Source organism: Ramlibacter sp. 2FC (genome assembly GCF_005503345.1).
Lineage (GTDB): Bacteria > Pseudomonadota > Gammaproteobacteria > Burkholderiales > Burkholderiaceae_C > SCMQ01.
In genome coordinates, this window is sequence record NZ_SCMM01000028.1 from 21,757 (window position 1) to 38,882 (window position 17,126).

Annotated in this window: 12 protein-coding genes and 1 tRNA gene; all 13 read left to right on the top strand. The window is 67.8% G+C overall.

Going from position 1 to position 17,126, the window contains the following annotated elements:
- The first annotated feature begins 4 nt into the window (after positions 1 to 4).
- A tRNA-Trp gene (locus FFS10_RS13370) sits at positions 5 to 80 on the top strand.
- 93 nt (positions 81 to 173) lie between these two features.
- A complete protein-coding gene (secE, locus tag FFS10_RS13375) occupies positions 174 to 557 on the top strand; it encodes a preprotein translocase subunit SecE (RefSeq protein ID WP_137894967.1) in 384 nt (127 codons plus the stop codon).
- A complete protein-coding gene (nusG, locus tag FFS10_RS13380) occupies positions 557 to 1,135 on the top strand; it encodes a transcription termination/antitermination protein NusG (protein ID WP_137894968.1) in 579 nt (192 codons plus the stop codon). Before secE ends, nusG begins: the two co-directional genes overlap by 1 nt.
- A gap of 124 nt (positions 1,136 to 1,259) precedes the next feature.
- Positions 1,260 to 1,691, top strand: coding sequence for a 50S ribosomal protein L11 (gene rplK / locus FFS10_RS13385; protein WP_137894969.1), 432 nt, complete (start codon positions 1,260 to 1,262; stop codon positions 1,689 to 1,691).
- Positions 1,691 to 2,386 (top strand): 50S ribosomal protein L1, encoded by a 696-nt coding sequence (gene rplA / locus FFS10_RS13390; RefSeq protein WP_137894970.1) that lies wholly within the window; start codon positions 1,691 to 1,693, stop codon positions 2,384 to 2,386. The genes rplK and rplA overlap by 1 nt, the downstream gene beginning before the upstream one ends.
- Before the next feature lie 242 nt (positions 2,387 to 2,628).
- Complete coding sequence (gene rplJ, locus FFS10_RS13395; protein ID WP_137894971.1) at positions 2,629 to 3,135, top strand: 50S ribosomal protein L10; 507 nt, start codon at positions 2,629 to 2,631, stop codon at positions 3,133 to 3,135.
- A 41-nt stretch (positions 3,136 to 3,176) separates the two neighbouring features.
- Entirely contained in the window at positions 3,177 to 3,551 is a 375-nt protein-coding gene (gene rplL / locus FFS10_RS13400; protein ID WP_137894972.1) for a 50S ribosomal protein L7/L12, read from the top strand.
- 308 nt (positions 3,552 to 3,859) lie between these two features.
- Positions 3,860 to 7,972, top strand: coding sequence for a DNA-directed RNA polymerase subunit beta (gene rpoB / locus FFS10_RS13405; protein WP_137894973.1), 4,113 nt, complete (start codon positions 3,860 to 3,862; stop codon positions 7,970 to 7,972).
- A 19-nt stretch (positions 7,973 to 7,991) separates the two neighbouring features.
- The gene (gene rpoC, locus FFS10_RS13410; protein WP_137894974.1) at positions 7,992 to 12,215 is read left to right on the top strand and encodes a DNA-directed RNA polymerase subunit beta'; all 4,224 of its coding nucleotides are present in this window, start codon (positions 7,992 to 7,994) and stop codon (positions 12,213 to 12,215) included.
- 104 nt (positions 12,216 to 12,319) lie between these two features.
- On the top strand, positions 12,320 to 12,922 hold the full coding sequence (locus tag FFS10_RS13415; RefSeq protein ID WP_249931284.1) for a LemA family protein: 603 nt from the start codon (positions 12,320 to 12,322) through the stop codon (positions 12,920 to 12,922).
- Positions 12,919 to 14,244: a 16S rRNA (cytosine(967)-C(5))-methyltransferase RsmB gene (gene rsmB / locus FFS10_RS13420; RefSeq protein WP_137894976.1), complete on the top strand. Its 1,326-nt coding sequence runs from the start codon at positions 12,919 to 12,921 to the stop codon at positions 14,242 to 14,244. The genes FFS10_RS13415 and rsmB overlap by 4 nt, the downstream gene beginning before the upstream one ends.
- Positions 14,201 to 14,830, top strand: a complete 630-nt coding sequence (locus tag FFS10_RS13425) for a DUF4390 domain-containing protein (RefSeq protein ID WP_171016013.1) — start codon at positions 14,201 to 14,203, stop codon at positions 14,828 to 14,830. Before rsmB ends, FFS10_RS13425 begins: the two co-directional genes overlap by 44 nt.
- Positions 14,776 to 17,118 carry an ATP-binding protein gene (locus tag FFS10_RS13430; RefSeq protein WP_137894978.1) on the top strand — a complete coding sequence of 781 codons (2,343 nt, stop codon included), beginning with the start codon at positions 14,776 to 14,778 and terminating at the stop codon, positions 17,116 to 17,118. The genes FFS10_RS13425 and FFS10_RS13430 overlap by 55 nt, the downstream gene beginning before the upstream one ends.
- Positions 17,119 to 17,126: the final 8 nt, after the last annotated feature.

The following is a 17,126-nucleotide window of genomic DNA, read 5'->3' on the forward strand; positions in this document are numbered from 1 at the left end:
TCGTAGGGGTATAGCTCAACTGGCAGAGCGTCGGTCTCCAAAACCGAAGGTTGGGGGTTCGATTCCCTCTGCCCCTGCCACCCATGGGGTGGTTTTCAAGCCCGCCAGCACCCTGGCGGGCTTCAGCGTTGTAAGCGCTGGGACCCAAGCAGCAGAGCGCAGGACTTGCCGACATGGCCACATCTCAAGTTGAAACCGTCAGTACCGGAGCCGACAAGGCCAGGCTCGCCGTGGCCGGCGCCCTGGTCGTCGCGGCGCTGGTGGCCTTTTACCTGCTGTCCAAGCAGGGTGCCCTGGCCCAGTGGGGCGCGCTGCTGGTCGGCCTGGGTGCCGCGGTGGCGGTGTTCCTGAGCTCGGAGTCCGGGCGCCAGCTGATCGGCTTCGGCGGCGACGCCTGGCGCGAGGTCAAGAAGGTGGTCTGGCCGACCCGCAAGGAAGGCATGCAGATGACGGCCTACGTGTTCGCCTTCGTGGTGATCATGGCGCTGTTCCTCTGGCTGACCGACAAGACGCTCGAATGGGTGTTCTACGACCTGATTCTGGGGTGGAAAAAGTGATGACCGATGTTGTAGAAAACGCCGCTGGCGGCGCCCCTGCCAACCCCGACCTCAAGTGGTACGTGGTCCATGCCTATTCGGGCATGGAGAAGGCCGTGGAGCGCAACATCGTCGAGCGCATCAACCGCGCCGGCATGCAGGACAAGTTCGGCCGCATCCTGGTCCCGACCGAGGAAGTGGTCGAGATGAAGAACGGCCAGAGGCGCACCACCGAGCGCAAGTTCTTCCCCGGCTACGTGCTGGTCGAGATGGTGATGAACGACGACACCTGGCACCTGGTGAAGAACACCGCCAAGGTGACCGGCTTCGTCGGTGGCGCGCGCAACCGCCCGGCGCCGATCTCCGAGGACGAGGTGCAGAAGATCGTCAGCCAGATGCAGGAAGGCACAGACAAGCCGCGCCACAAGGTGGAGTTCGAGGTCGGCGAGTACGTGCGCGTCAAGGAAGGCCCGTTCACCGACTTCAACGGCACGGTCGAGGAAGTCAACTACGAAAAGAACAAGCTGCGCGTGTCGGTCACGATCTTCGGTCGCGCCACGCCGGTGGAGCTCGAATTCAGCCAGGTCGAGAAAACCTAAGTTTCTTCACCTGAGGGATCTGATTCCGCGCCTTGCGACTCGGTGCGGATGTTGTTTGTGAGTCGTCAACCCCGGGGAGCCCAGGCGTAGCCGCCCAGGCGTTAGAACCCGCAAGGAGAAAAGCATGGCGAAGAAAATCGTCGGTTTTGTCAAGCTGCAAGTGCCGGCTGGCAAAGCCAATCCGTCGCCGCCCATTGGTCCCGCTCTGGGCCAGCGCGGTCTGAACATCATGGAGTTCTGCAAGGCGTTCAACGCCCAGACCCAGGGCGTCGAGCCCGGTCTGCCGCTGCCGGTGGTGATCACCGCGTTCGCGGACAAGAGCTTCACCTTCATCATCAAGACGCCGCCCGCGACGACCCTGATCAAGAAGGCCATCAAGCTCGACAAGGGCTCGTCCAAGCCGCATACCGACAAGGTCGGCAAGATCACGCGCGCCCAGCTCGAAGAGATCGCCAAGACCAAGATGAAGGACATGACGGCCGCCGACCTGGACGCCGCCGTGCGCACCATCGCCGGCTCGGCCCGTTCCATGGGCGTGAATGTGGAGGGCGTGTGATGTCCAAGCTGACCAAGAAGCAAAAGGCCCTGCAGGGCAAGGTCGACAGCATGAAGCTGTACGCCCTGGGCGATGCGCTGGCCATCGTCAAGGAAGCCGCCACCGCCAAGTTCGATGAGTCCATCGACGTGGCCGTGCAGCTCGGCATCGACGCCAAGAAGTCGGACCAGGTGGTGCGTGGCGCCGTCGTGCTGCCCAACGGCACCGGCAAGACCAAGCGCGTGGCCGTGTTCGCCCAGGGTGCCAAGGCCGAGGAAGCCAAGGCCGCCGGCGCCGACATCGTCGGCATGGACGACCTGGCCGCCATGGTCAAGGCCGGTGACATGCCCTTCGACGTGGTGATCGCCGCCCCCGACGCGATGCGCGTGGTCGGCACGCTGGGCCAGATCCTGGGCCCGCGCGGCCTGATGCCGAACCCCAAGGTCGGCACGGTGACGCCCGACGTGGCCACGGCCGTGAAGAACGCCAAAGCGGGCCAGGTGCAGTTCCGCGTGGACAAGGCCGGCATCGTGCACGGCACGATCGGCCGCCGCTCGTTCGGCAACGACAAGCTGCAGGGCAACCTGGTGGCGCTGATCGAGGCCCTGAACAAGGCCAAGCCGGCCACCAGCAAGGGCGTGTACCTGCGCAAGGTGGCGGTCTCGTCGACCATGGGCGTCGGTGTCCGCGTGGACACCCAGACCATCGCGGCGTGAACGTAGATTCGGGCTTCCCGCAAGGGTGGCCCGGTGTGGTGGGCTGCCGGAGCCCCTTCCAGGACCCCGGCAGGCCATCCAAGACCGTTGGCGCGCGGCTGGCCGCGCTTAATCAGAGGAAAGCCAACGCAGATGGCGATCCCGCTGCAGATGGAATCGAGAGGTTTCTGAAAACAGTTGGTCGCTGCAATGAGGCGTGTCCGAGGGCGAAAGCCCGAAGGCACATTTTGAAGGAGTAGACCTTGAGTCTGAATCGCAGTGAGAAAGAAGCGGTCATCACCGAAGTGACCGGCCTCGCCGCTCAAGCTCAAACGCTGGTGATGGCGGAATACCGCGGCATCACGGTCGCTGACATGACCAAACTGCGCACCGACGCGCGCAGCAAGGGCGTGAGCCTGAGCGTGTTGAAGAACACGCTGGCCCGCCGTGCTGTGGCCGGCAGTGCCTTTGAGGTCGTGGCCGACCAGATGACCGGCCCGCTGATCTATGGCTTCTCCGTGGATGCCGTGGCCGCCGCCAAGGTGGTGGCCGACTTCGCGAAAACCAACGACAAGCTGGTGATTCGCGGCGGCGCATTCGCGGGCAAGGCCCTGGACGTCAACGGCGTCAAGCAGCTCGCCAGCATCCCTTCCAAGGAAGTGCTGCTGGCCCAGCTGTGTGGCTTGCTGATGTCGCCGATCTCCCGCACCGCCGTGGTGCTGGGTGCCCTGGCGGCCAAAAAAGGCGAAGGCGAACCGGTTGCCGCCTGAAGCGCGCAGCCAAACTGTTAACCAATTGTTAGGAAATCAAAATGGCATTCGATAAAGACGCATTTCTGACCGCGCTCGACAGCATGACGGTCCTCGAGCTCAACGACCTGGTGAAAGCCATCGAAGAGAAGTTCGGCGTGAGCGCCGCCGCCATGGCCGCTCCCGCCGCTGGCGGTGGCGCCGCTGCCCCGGCCGCCGAAGAGAAGACCGAGTTCACCGTGGTGCTGACCGAAGCCGGCGCCAACAAGGTGTCGGTCATCAAGGCCGTGCGTGAACTCACCGGCCTGGGCCTCAAGGAAGCCAAGGACCTGGTCGACGGCGCTCCGAAGCCCGTCAAGGAAGCCATTGCCAAGGCCGACGCCGAAGCCGCCAAGAAGAAGCTGGAAGAAGCCGGCGCCAAGGTCGAACTCAAGTAATTGGTTCGAAATCGAAAGGCTGGAGTGCCCGCAAAGGCCTCCAGCCTTTGGCGCTTAGAGAGCGCAGCCTCGCCAGTGCCTGCGGCACTGGCGGACTGTCTCAGAGCAACACTGGAAAAGAGACTGAGCCAGTCCCTTTTCCAGTGTTTTCTGACCCCGACTGCAGAAGACGACTTGGTTCGGGTTGCGTGCAATGCGCAGCCGTCCGCCAATGGTTGGTAGTGGCCAGCCACCAAGCAGGTCGAGCACGCCGGCTCGACGCACCAGTCGCCAAAGACCGAGGACTCATGTCTTTGCCCGGAGATTTCATGGCCTACTCATACACCGAACGCAAGCGCATCCGCAAAAGTTTCGGCACCCGCGAGAGCGTGCTCGAAGTACCTTACCTGCTGCAGATGCAAAAGGACGCCTACACCGCGTTCCTGCAGGCGGATGTTCCTCCCCAGAAACGCACCCACGAGGGCCTGCAGGCCGCCTTCGAGTCGGCCTTCCCCATCGTCTCGCACAACGGCTACGTCGAGATGAAGTTCGTCGAGTACAACCTGGCCAGGCCGGCCTTCGACGTGCGCGAGTGCCAGACCCGCGGCCTGACCTTCGCCTCGGCCGTGCGCGCGCGCGTGCAGCTGATCATCTACGACCGCGAGTCCTCGACCGCGCAGTCCAAGGTGGTCAAGGAAGTGAAGGAGCAGGAGGTCTACATGGGCGAGGTTCCGCTCATGACCGACAAGGGCTCGTTCATCATCAACGGCACCGAGCGCGTGATCGTCTCGCAGCTGCACCGCTCGCCGGGCGTGTTCTTCGAGCACGACAAGGGCAAGACCCACAGCTCGGGCAAGCTGCTGTTCTCGGCCCGCGTGATCCCCTACCGCGGCTCCTGGCTGGACTTCGAGTTTGACCCCAAGGACGTGCTGTACTTCCGCGTCGACCGCCGTCGCAAGATGCCGGTCACCATCCTGCTCAAGGCCATCGGCCTGAACCCCGAGTCCATCCTGGCGAACTTCTTCGTCAACGACAACTTCCGCCTGATGGACAGCGGCGCCCAGATGGAGTTCGTGTCCGAGCGCCTGCGCGGCGAGGTGGCGCGCTTCGACATCACCGACAAGTCGGGCAAGGTCGTGGTCGCCAAGGACAAGCGCATCACGGCGCGCCACACGCGTGAGCTCGAGCAGTCGGGCACCACGCACGTCAGCGTGCCGGAAGACTTCCTGGTCGGCCGCGTGGTGGCCAGGAACATCGTCGACGGCGACACCGGCGAGATCATCGCCAAGGCCAACGACGAGCTGACCGAAGCCCTGCTCAAGAAGCTGCGCAGCGCCGGCATCCAGGACCTGCAGTGCATCTACACCAACGAGCTCGACCAGGGCGCGTACATGTCGCAGACCCTGCGCATCGACGAGACCGTGGACGAGTTCGCGGCCCGCGTGGCCATCTACCGCATGATGCGCCCCGGTGAGCCGCCCACCGAGGACGCGGTGCAGGCCCTGTTCCAGCGCCTGTTCTACAACCCCGACACCTACGACCTGTCGCGCGTGGGCCGCATGAAGTTCAACGCCAAGGTCGGCCGCGACGAGTCGACCGGCCCCATGGTGCTGACCAACGACGACATCCTGGCCGTGGTCAAGATCCTGGTGGACCTGCGCAACGGCCGCGGCGAGGTGGACGACATCGACCACCTCGGCAACCGCCGCGTGCGCTGCGTCGGCGAGCTGGCCGAGAACCAGTACCGCACCGGCCTGGCGCGCATCGAGAAGGCCGTCAAGGAGCGCCTGGGCCAGGCCGAGCAGGATCCGCTGATGCCGCACGACCTGATCAACTCCAAGCCGATTTCCGCGGCGCTCAAGGAGTTCTTCGGCGCCTCGCAGCTGTCGCAGTTCATGGACCAGACCAACCCGCTGGCCGAGATCACGCACAAGCGCCGCGTTTCGGCCCTGGGCCCGGGCGGCCTGACGCGCGAGCGCGCGGGCTTCGAGGTGCGCGACGTGCACGTCACGCACTACGGCCGCGTCTGCCCGATCGAGACGCCGGAAGGCCCGAACATCGGTCTGATCAACTCGCTGGCCCTGTACGCCCGCCTGAACGAGTACGGCTTCATCGAGACGCCGTACCGCCGCGTGGTCGAGGGCAAGGTGACCAACGACATCGACTACCTGTCGGCCATCGAGGAAGGCAAGTACGTGATCGCCCAGGCCAACGCGGCCCTGGACAAGGAGGGCCGCCTGACCGGCGACCTGGTGTCGGCGCGCGAGCGCGGCGAATCCATCCTGGTCAGCGCCGAGCGCGTGCAGTACATGGACGTGTCGCCGGCGCAGATCGTCTCGGTGGCCGCCTCGCTGGTGCCCTTCCTCGAGCACGACGACGCCAACCGCGCGCTGATGGGCGCCAACATGTCGCGCCAGGCCGTGCCCGTGCTGCGTCCGGAGAAGCCCCTGGTCGGCACCGGCATCGAGCGCGTGGCGGCGGTTGACTCCGGCACCGTCGTCACCGCCACCCGCGGCGGCGTGGTCGACTATGTCGACGCCACCCGCATCGTGGTGCGTGTCAACGACGACGAGGCGGTGGCCGGCGAAGTGGGCGTGGACATCTACAACCTGATCAAGTACCAGCGCTCCAACCAGAACACCAACATCCACCAGCGTCCCATCGTCAAGCGCGGCGACAAGCTGGCCAAGGGCGACGTGGTCGCCGACGGCGCCTCGACCGACCTGGGCGAGATCGCGATCGGCCAGAACATGCTGATCGCCTTCATGCCCTGGAACGGCTACAACTTCGAGGACTCGATCCTGATCAGCGAGCGCGTGGTGGCCGACGACCGCTACACCTCGATCCACATCGAGGAGCTGGTGGTGATGGCGCGCGACACCAAGCTCGGTGCCGAGGAAATCACGCGCGACATTCCCAACCTGTCCGAGCAGCAGCTCAACCGCCTGGACGAGTCCGGCATCATCTACGTCGGCGCCGAAGTGCAACCGGGTGACGTGCTGGTCGGCAAGGTCACGCCCAAGGGCGAGACCACGCTGACGCCGGAAGAGAAGCTGCTGCGCGCCATCTTCGGCGAGAAGGCTTCCGACGTGAAGGACACCTCGCTGCGCGTGGACCAGGGTTCGCAGGGCACCGTGATCGACGTGCAGGTGTTCACCCGCGAGGGCATCCAGCGCGACAAGCGCGCCCAGCAGATCATCGACGACGAGCTCAAGCGCTTCCGCCTGGACCTGAACGACCAGCTGCGCATCGTCGAGGCCGACGCCTTCGACCGCATCGAGAAGCTGCTGACCGGCCGCGTCGCCAACGGCGGCCCGCAGAAGCTGGCCAAGGGCACCAAGATCGACAAGGCCTACCTGAGCTCGGTCGACAAGTTCCACTGGTTCGACATCCGTCCGGCCGAGGACGAGGTCGCCTCCCAGCTCGAGTCGATCAAGAACTCGCTCGAGCAGACGCGCCACAGCTTCGACCTGGCCTTCGAGGAGAAGCGCAAGAAGCTGACCCAGGGCGACGAGCTGCCCGCGGGCGTGCTCAAGATGGTCAAGGTCTACCTGGCCGTCAAGCGCCGCCTGCAGCCCGGCGACAAGATGGCCGGCCGCCACGGCAACAAGGGCGTGGTTTCAAAAATAGTTCCGGTCGAGGACATGCCCTACATGGCCGACGGCACCCCGGCCGACATCGTGCTCAACCCGCTGGGCGTGCCTTCGCGCATGAACGTGGGCCAGGTGCTGGAAGTCCACCTGGGCTGGGCCGGCAAGGGCATAGGCCAGCGCATCGGCGACATGCTGCAGCAGGAGGCCCGCGTGGCCGAGCTGCGCCAGTTCTTCGAGGAGCTGTACAACGGCATGGGCCGCAAGGAGGAGCTCTCCAAGCTCAGCGACAACGAGGTGCTGGAGATGGCGGGCAACCTCGCGGGCGGCGTGCCGTTCGCCTCGCCGGTGTTCGACGGCGCCTCGGAAGACGAGATCCGCGCCATGCTCAAGCTGGCGTACCCGGACGACCTGGCCGCGCGCAAGGGCCTGACGCCCACGCGCACCCAGGCCTACCTGTACGACGGCCGCACCGGCGACGCCTTCGAGCGCCCGACCACCGTGGGCTACATGCACTTCCTGAAGCTGCACCACCTGGTCGACGACAAGATGCACGCGCGCTCCACCGGCCCGTACTCGCTGGTCACGCAGCAGCCACTGGGCGGCAAGGCCCAGTTCGGCGGCCAGCGTTTCGGCGAGATGGAAGTCTGGGCGCTGGAAGCCTACGGCGCCGCCTACACGCTGCAGGAGATGCTCACCGTCAAATCCGACGACGTGCAGGGCCGCACCAAGGTCTACGAGAACATCGTCAAGGGCGAGCACTCGATCGACGCCGGCATGCCCGAGTCGTTCAACGTCCTGGTCAAGGAAATCCGTTCCCTGGGCCTCGACATCGAGCTCGAACGTTCTTAATTTGAAGGGATAGAGTCACATGAAATCACTACTCGACCTGTTCAAGCAGTTCACGCCGGACGAGCATTTCGATGCCATCCGCATCGGCATGGCCTCGCCCGAGAAGATCCGTTCCTGGTCCTTCGGCGAGGTGAAGAAGCCCGAGACCATCAACTACCGCACCTTCAAGCCCGAGCGCGACGGCCTGTTCTGCGCCAAGATCTTCGGCCCGATCAAGGACTACGAGTGCCTGTGCGGCAAGTACAAGCGCCTCAAGCACCGCGGCGTGATCTGCGAGAAGTGCGGCGTGGAAGTCACCCAGACCAAGGTGCGCCGCGAGCGCATGGGCCACATCGACCTGGCCGCGCCCTGCGCCCACATCTGGTTCCTCAAGTCCCTGCCTTCGCGCCTGGGCCTGGTGCTGGACATGACGCTGCGCGACATCGAGCGCGTGCTGTACTTCGAAGCCTACGTGGTGACCGACCCTGGCATGACCCCGCTGAAGAAGTTCGGCATCATGTCCGAGGACGACTACGACGCCAAGCGCAAGGAATACGGTGACGAGTTCATCGCCAAGATGGGCGCCGAGGGCATCAAGGACCTGCTGCAGGGCATCGACATCGAGCTCGAGATCGAGAAGCTGCGCGGCGACCTGACCGGCTCCGAAGTCAAGGTCAAGAAGAACGCCAAGCGCCTCAAGGTGCTGGAGGCCTTCAAGAAGTCCGGCATCAAGCCGGAGTGGATGGTGCTCGAGGTGCTGCCCGTGCTGCCGCCGGACCTGCGTCCGCTGGTGCCGCTGGACGGCGGCCGCTTCGCGACCTCCGACCTGAACGACCTGTACCGCCGCGTCATCAACCGCAACAGCCGTCTGCGCCGCCTGCTCGAGCTCAAGGCGCCCGAGATCATCGCGCGCAACGAGAAGCGCATGCTGCAGGAAGCCGTCGACTCGCTGCTCGACAACGGCCGCCGCGGCAAGGCCATGACCGGCGCCAACAAGCGCGCCCTCAAGTCGCTGGCCGACATGATCAAGGGCAAGAGCGGCCGCTTCCGCCAGAACCTGCTGGGCAAGCGCGTCGACTACTCGGGCCGTTCGGTCATCACCGTGGGCCCGACCCTCAAGCTGCACCAGTGCGGGTTACCGAAGCTGATGGCGCTGGAGCTGTTCAAGCCCTTCATCTTCGCGCGCCTGGAAGCCATGGGCATCGCCACCACCATCAAGGCGGCGAAGAAGGAAGTCGAATCCGGCACCCCGGTGGTGTGGGACATCCTGGAAGAGGTGATCAAGGAGCATCCGGTGATGCTCAACCGCGCGCCTACGCTGCACCGCCTGGGCATCCAGGCCTTCGAGCCCATCCTGATCGAAGGCAAGGCCATCCAGCTGCACCCGCTGGTCTGCGCCGCCTTCAACGCCGACTTCGACGGCGACCAGATGGCCGTGCACGTGCCGCTGTCGGTGGAAGCCCAGATGGAAGCCCGCACCCTGATGCTGGCCTCCAACAACGTGCTGTTCCCCGCCAACGGCGAGCCCTCCATCGTGCCCTCGCAGGACGTGGTGCTGGGCCTGTACTACACGACGCGCGAGCGCATCAACGGCAAGGGCGAAGGCCTGGTGTTCGCCGACGTGGGCGAAGTCCAGCGCGCCCTCGACGCCAGTGTGGTCGAGCTCACGGCCAAGATCAGCGTGCGCCTGACCGAGTGGAACAAGAACAAGGACAGCGGCGAATTCGAGCCGTCGACCTCGCTCGTGGACACCACCGTGGGCCGCGCCCTGCTGTCCGAGATCCTGCCCAAGGGCCTGGCCTTCAGCAACATCAACAAGGCGCTGAAGAAGAAGGAGATCTCCAAGCTGATCAACGCCTCGTTCCGCAAGTGCGGCCTCAAGGAGACCGTGGTCTTCGCCGACAAGCTGCTGCAGAACGGCTTCCGCCTGGCGACCAAGGCCGGCATCTCGATCGCCATCGACGACATGCTGGTGCCGCCGCAGAAGGCCGGCATCATCGAGCGCGCCGAGTCCGAGGTCAAGGAGATCGAGCAGCAGTACGTCTCGGGCCTGGTGACGGCCGGCGAGCGCTACAACAAGGTGGTGGACATCTGGGGCAAGGCTGGTGACGAAGTGTCCAAGGTCATGATGGCCCAGCTGGCCAAGCAGAAGACCACCGACCGCAACGGCCAGGAAGTGGACCAGGAGTCCTTCAACTCCATCTACATGATGGCCGACTCCGGCGCCCGCGGCTCCGCGGCGCAGATCCGCCAGCTGGCCGGCATGCGCGGCCTGATGGCCAAGCCCGACGGCTCCATCATCGAGACCCCCATCACGGCCAACTTCCGTGAAGGCCTGAACGTGCTGCAGTACTTCATCTCCACGCACGGCGCCCGCAAGGGCCTGGCCGACACGGCGCTGAAGACCGCGAACTCGGGCTACCTGACGCGCCGCCTGGTCGACGTGACCCAGGACCTGGTGGTGACCGAGGACGATTGCGGCACCCGCGAAGGCTCGCTGATGCGCGCCATCGTCGAGGGCGGCGAGGTGATCGAGTCGCTGCGCGACCGTATCCTGGGCCGCACCGCGGCCGAGGAAGTGCTGCATCCCGAGAACCGCGCCGTTCTTGCCCCCGCCGGCACCATGCTGGACGAGGACATGATCGACGGGCTCGAGGCCGCCGGCGTCGACGAGGTCAAGGTGCGCACCGCGCTGACCTGCGAAACCCGCTTCGGCCTGTGCGCCAGGTGCTACGGCCGCGACCTCGGCCGCGGCGGCCTGGTCAACATGGGCGAGGCCGTGGGCGTGATCGCCGCGCAGTCGATCGGCGAGCCCGGCACCCAGCTGACCATGCGGACCTTCCACATCGGTGGCGCCGCCTCGCGCGCCGCCATCGCATCCAGCGTGGAAGCCAAGTCCAACGGCCTGATCGGCTTCAACGCCACGATGCGCTACGTGACCAACAGCAAGGGCGAGCTGGTGGTGATTGCGCGTTCCGGCGAGATCATCATCCACGACGAGCATGGCCGCGAGCGCGAGCGCCACAAGGTGCCGTACGGCGCGACCCTGGCCGTCAAGGCCGACCAGTCCATCAAGGCCGGCGCCATCCTGGCCAACTGGGATCCGCTGACGCGTCCCATCATCACGGAATTCGCCGGCCAGACCAAGTTCGAGAACGTCGAGGAAGGCCTGACCGTGGCCAAGCAGGTCGACGAGGTCACCGGCCTGTCGACCCTGGTGGTGATCGACCCCAAGCGCCGCGGCTCGGCCAAGGTCGTGCGTCCCCAGGTCAAGCTGATCGACGCCTCGGGCAACGAGGTCAAGATCCCCGGCACCGACCACTCGGTGACCATCGGCTTCCAGGTCGGCGCGCTGATCCAGGTGCGCGACGGCCAGGACGTGGGCCCCGGCGAGGTGCTGGCCCGTATCCCGGTGGAAGGCCAGAAGACCCGCGACATCACGGGCGGCCTGCCGCGCGTGGCCGAGCTGTTCGAAGCCCGTTCGCCCAAGGACAAGGGCGTGCTGGCCGAGATGACCGGCACGGTCTCGTTCGGCAAGGAGACCAAGGGCAAGATCCGCCTGCAGATCACCGATCCGGACGGCAAGGTCTGGGAAGAGCTGATCCCCAAGGAGAAGAACATCCTGGTGCACGAAGGCCAGGTGGTCAACAAGGGCGAGAGCATCGTCGACGGCCCGGCCGATCCGCAGGACATCCTGCGTCTCTTGGGCATGGAAGAGCTGGCGCGCTACATCGTCGACGAGGTGCAGGACGTCTACCGCCTGCAGGGCGTGAAGATCAACGACAAGCACATCGAGGTGATCGTGCGCCAGATGCTGCGCCGCGTCGTGGTCGAGAACCCGGGCGAGTCGAGCTACATCGCCGGCGAGCAGGTCGAGCGCTCGGAGATTCTGGACACCAACGACGCCCTGCGCGCCGAAGGCAAGATCCCGTCCACCTACAGCAACCTGCTGCTGGGCATCACCAAGGCCTCGCTGTCGACCGACTCGTTCATCTCGGCCGCTTCCTTCCAGGAAACCACGCGCGTGCTGACCGAAGCCGCCATCATGGGCAAGCGTGACGAGCTGCGTGGCCTGAAGGAAAACGTCATCGTGGGCCGCCTGATTCCGGCCGGCACCGGCATGGCGTACCACCAGGCGCGCAAGGTCAAGGACCAGATGGACGAGGCCGAGCGCCACGCCATCGCCGAGGCCGAGGCCGCCGAGCTGGCCAGTGCCACGGCGTCGGAAGCCCCGGCCGGCGACGACGGAGCCGCCGCCGAGTAAGCAGCCCCCGCTGCATTGACTGCGCCCCTTGCCCGTGCCACATGGGCCTGGGGCGTTTTCATTGAAAAGCCCGGTGGGTACCGGACTTTTTCACGCGCTCATCCATGCCAAGCTCGATGTCTTCCCTGCTGTCCTGGGCGTTGCTCGCCGTGGCCTTCTTCTGGGCGGTGGGGGCCTACAACCGCCTGGTGCGCCTGCGCGCCCAGGTCGGCCAGGCCTTTGCCGCGCTCGACGCCCAGCTGGTGCGCCAGCTGGTCTGGGTCCAGGGCAGCCTGCCGCCGGCGCTGCGCGGCGCGGCCCCGGCGCAGCCGGCCCGCGCCGACGACGCGGTGGGCGCGGCCTGGGCCAGCCTGCAGGCCGCGAGCGAGCAGTTCGCGCATTCGCTGGCCGCCGCGCGTGCCCGCCCGCTGGACGCCGCCGCGCTGGCGGCCCTGTCCGCGGCGCGCGGCGTGCTCGAGACCTCCTGGCAGCGCGTCTGGACCCTGGGCGAGGACCCCGACGGCCTGGCCCTGCCCGAGCCCATGCTGGGCCAGCACGAGCAACTGCTGGCCCTGGCCCTGCCGCTGTGCGAGGCCTTCAACGGCGCTGTGCGCGGCTACAACGAGGCCGTGGTGCAGTTCCCGGCCGTGCTGCTGGCGCGGCTGTTCGGTTTCCGCCAGGCCGGCACCCTGGTGCCCATGGCCCTGGTGGCGGGGGAGGGCGCATGAAGCCGGCGCAGCAAGTCCCGCTGTGGCGGCAGCTGCAGGCCAGCGCCGCGCTGCTGCAGGCGGTGCGCGCGGGTCGCTCGACGACCACGCTGCTCGACGGCCTGGACGCGGCGCTGCGCCCCGGCGTGCAGGCCCTGGGCTTCCAGACCCTGCGCTGGCTGGGCCGAGCCGAGGCGCTGCGCCGCCAGCTCGCCAGGCGCGCCCCGCCCGAGGCTGCCGACGCCCTGCTGTGCACCGCCCTGGCCCTGCTGTGGCGTCCGGAGCAGGCGCCCTACGAGGCCCACACCCTGGTCGACCAGGCGGTCGAGGCGGCGCGGCGCCAGCCGGCCACCCGCGCCCAGGCCAGCTTCATCAACGCCTGCCTGCGCCGCTTCCTGCGCGAGCGCGAGGCGCTGCTGGCACAGACCGAACGCGACCCGGTGGCGCAGTGGAACCACCCGCGCTGGTGGATAGAGCGCCTGCAGCGCGACCATCCCGCGCACTGGCAGGACATCCTGCGCGCCAGCCAGGCGCCGGCGCCCATGACCCTGCGCGTGAACCGGCTCAAGACCAGCGTGGACGCGTACCTCGCGTCCTTGCGCGCGGCCGGCCTGGACGGGCGGGCGGTGGGCCAGGCCGGCATCGAACTGGCCCAGCCGCGCCCGGTGCAGGCCCTGCCGGGTTTCGAGCAGGGCTGGGTCTCGGTGCAGGACGCCGCGGCCCAGCTGGCAGCGCCGCTGCTGCTCGATGGCCTGGACCTGGCGCGCCCGCTGCGCCTGCTCGACGCCTGCGCCGCGCCGGGCGGCAAGACCGCCCACCTGCTCGAGCTGTGCCCGGCGGCCCAGCTCACGGCGCTGGACATCGACCCGCGGCGCTGCGAGCGCATCGTGCAGAACCTGGCGCGCCTGGACTTGGCAGCCAGGGCGCTGGCCGCCGACGCGGCCGAGCCCGCCGGCTGGTGGGACGGCCAGCCCTTCGACGCCATCCTGCTCGATGCGCCCTGCACGGCCTCGGGCATAGGCCGGCGCCACCCCGACGTGCGCTGGTTGCGCCGCGAGAGCGACGTGGCCCAGCTGGCGGCGATACAGGCGCGCCTGCTGCAGGCCCTGTGGCCGCTGCTGGCGCCGGGGGGGCGCCTGCTGTACTGCACCTGCTCGGTGTTCCGCGCCGAAGGCCAGGAGCAGGTGGAAGCGTTTGTTGCAAACAACACCGACGCGGTTTTGCGCCCCTCGCCGGGCCATTTGATGCCCCAAAGCGGGGCCGTCAGCGGCCCGCTCCCGGACAATGGCCCGGGTGAGCATGACGGATTTTTTTACGCATTGCTGGAAAAGCGCGCGGCTTAGCCTGCTGGCCCTGCTCGGGGGCCTCTGGCTGGCCACCGTGGCGCCGGCCGCGCGGGCGCAGACGGCGGCCGAGCTGAGCGACTTCCGCCTGGAGCGCGCCGAAGGCGGCCTGTACCTGTCGGCCAGCCTGCGCTTCGAGCTCGCGCCAGCGATCGAGGACGCCCTGACCAAGGGCGTGGCCATGCACTTCGTGGCCGAGGCCGAGCTGCTGCGCGACCGCTGGTACTGGTACGACCGCAAGGTCGCGTCCGCCGCGCGCTACATGCGCCTGGCCTACCAGCCGCTGACGCGGCGCTGGCGGCTGAGCAGCTCGCCCGAGCCCATGGGCGCCGTCGGCCAGGGGGTCAGCTTCACCCAGTACTACGACTCGCTGTCGGAGGCGCTGGCGGCCGTGCGCCGCATCTCGCGCTGGAAAATCGCCGAGGCCTCCGAGATCGAGGTCGACGCGCGCCACAGCGTGGAGTTCCGCTTCCGGCTCGACGTGAGCCAGCTGCCGCGCCCGTTCCAGATCGGCGCCGCGGGGCAGGGCGAATGGAACCTGTCGGTCTCGCGCAACCAGCGCCTGGGAGCGGAGGGCGGCAAGTGAGCGCCTCCTCCCCTCCGGCCGGCCCCGCCGGGCGCAGGCGCTCGCGCGCCGCGCGCTGGGCCGCCGGCACCGCGGTGGCTGCCATGGCGGCGATCGGCCTGGTGCTGATGTTCCTGCTGGCGCAGGCGACCCGCAACCGCGAGCTCTACGAGCGCAACTACGCCCTGCTGTTCTCGCTCAACGTGGTGGTCGCGGCCCTGCTGGTCGCGGTCATCCTGTGGATCGCCATCCGCCTGGCGCTGCGCCTGCGCCGCGGCAAGTTCGGCAGCCGCCTGCTGGTCAAGCTCGCTGCCATCTTCGCCCTGGTCGGCGTGGTGCCGGGCGTGCTGATCTACGTGGTGTCCTACCAGTTCGTCTCGCGCTCCATCGAAAGCTGGTTCGACGTCAAGGTCGAGGGCGCGCTGGACGCGGGCCTGAGCCTGGGCCGCGCCACGCTGGACACCCTGGCCAACGACCTGTCCAACCAGACCCGCGCGGCGAGCGGCCAGCTCGGCGGCGTGCCCGACACCTCGGCCGGCCTGATGCTAGAGCGCATCCGCGACCAGCTCGCCGCCAGCGACGTGGTGCTCTGGAGCGCGGGCGGGCGCCAGATCGCCAGCGCCGGCCAGTCGCGCTTCCAGCTCAATCCCGAGCGGCCCTCGCAGCAGCAACTGCGCAGCGCGCGCAGCCAGGGCGCGGTCTCGCAGATCGAGGGCCTGGACGACGCGGCCACCGGCGCGACCGGCCGGGCCCGCATCAAGGTGCTGGCCCTGGTCTCGGCGCCGGGCTTCGGCCTGTTCGTCGAGCCGCGCTACCTGCAGGTCACGCAGGCGCTGCCCCCCACCCTGGTGGCCAACGCCCTGGCGGTGCAGGAGGCCTACAGCGAGTACCAGGAGCGCGCCCTGGGCCGCGAAGGCCTGCGCCGCATGTACATAGGCACGCTGACGCTGAGCCTGTTCCTGGCCGTGTTCGGCGCGGTGCTGCTGGCCGTGCTGCTGGGCAACCAGCTGGCGCGGCCGCTGCTGCTGCTGGCCGAGGGCGTGCGCCAGGTGGCGGCCGGCGACCTGCGCCCCAAGGTGGCGCTGCAGGGCCGCGACGAGCTCGGCGGCCTGACCCGCTCGTTCGCCGAGATGACGCGCCAGCTGGCCGACGCGCGCGCCGCGGCCCTGCACAGCATGGCCCAGCTCGACGCCGCGCGCGCCAACTTGCAGGCCATCCTGGACAACCTGACGGCCGGCGTCATCGTGCTCGACGCCCAGGGCCTGATCCTGTCCTCCAACCCCGGCGCCACGCGCATCCTGCGCGCACCGCTGGCCGCCTTCGAGGGCCGGCTGCTGGCCGCCATTCCCGGCCTCGAGGCCTTTGCCGCCAGCGTGCTGGCGCAGTTCGAGTCGTTCCAGGGCGAGCGCCAGCAGCATGGCCTGGACCACTGGCAGAAGTCGTTCGAGCTGCACGCGTCGGGCGGCTCGGGCCCGCAGGCCGACGTCATCACCCTGGTCGCGCGCGGCGCGGCCCTGCCCGACGACACGCGGCTCTTGGTGTTCGACGACATCTCCGAGATCGTCTCGGCCCAGCGTGTGCAGGCCTGGGGCGAGGTGGCGCGCCGCCTGGCGCACGAGATCAAGAACCCGCTGACGCCGATCCAGCTTTCGGCCGAGCGCCTGGAGATGAAGCTCTCCGGCAAGGTCGCGCAGCCCGAGCAGGCGGTGCTGGCCAAGTCGGTCAAGACCATCGTCGACCAAGTCGAGGCCATGAAGCGCCTAGTCAACGAATTCCGCGACTATGCGCGCCTGCCGGCCGCCGAGCTCAAGCCGCTGGACCTCAACGCCCTGGTGTCCGACGTGCTGCAGCTGTACGGCGGCGAGAGCGGCGAGGCCGGCGGCGGGGTGGCCGTGCGCGCCGAGCTCGACCCGCTTTGCCCGCGCATCCTGGGCGATGCGCAACAGTTGAGGCAGGTAGTACACAATTTGTTGCAAAATGCCCAGGACGCCACGGAGGCGGTCGCCGGGCACGGCGAAGCCCCGTTCGTGCTGGTCAGAACCCAGTGGGTGGAGGCCTCGCGCCGGGTGCGGCTGAGCGTGCTCGACCAGGGGCATGGCTTCCCGGAGCCCATACTGAAGCGGGCTTTCGAGCCCTACGTCACCACCAAGGCCCGCGGCACGGGCCTGGGCCTGGCGGTGGTCAAGAAGATCGCCGACGAGCACCGCGCGCGCGTCGACATCTCCAACCGGGTCGTCGATGGCCAGGTTCGGGGCGCCCAAGTGTCGCTATCATTCGCCATGGACGATACGACGGCGGCAGCGGCCTGAGCGCGCTG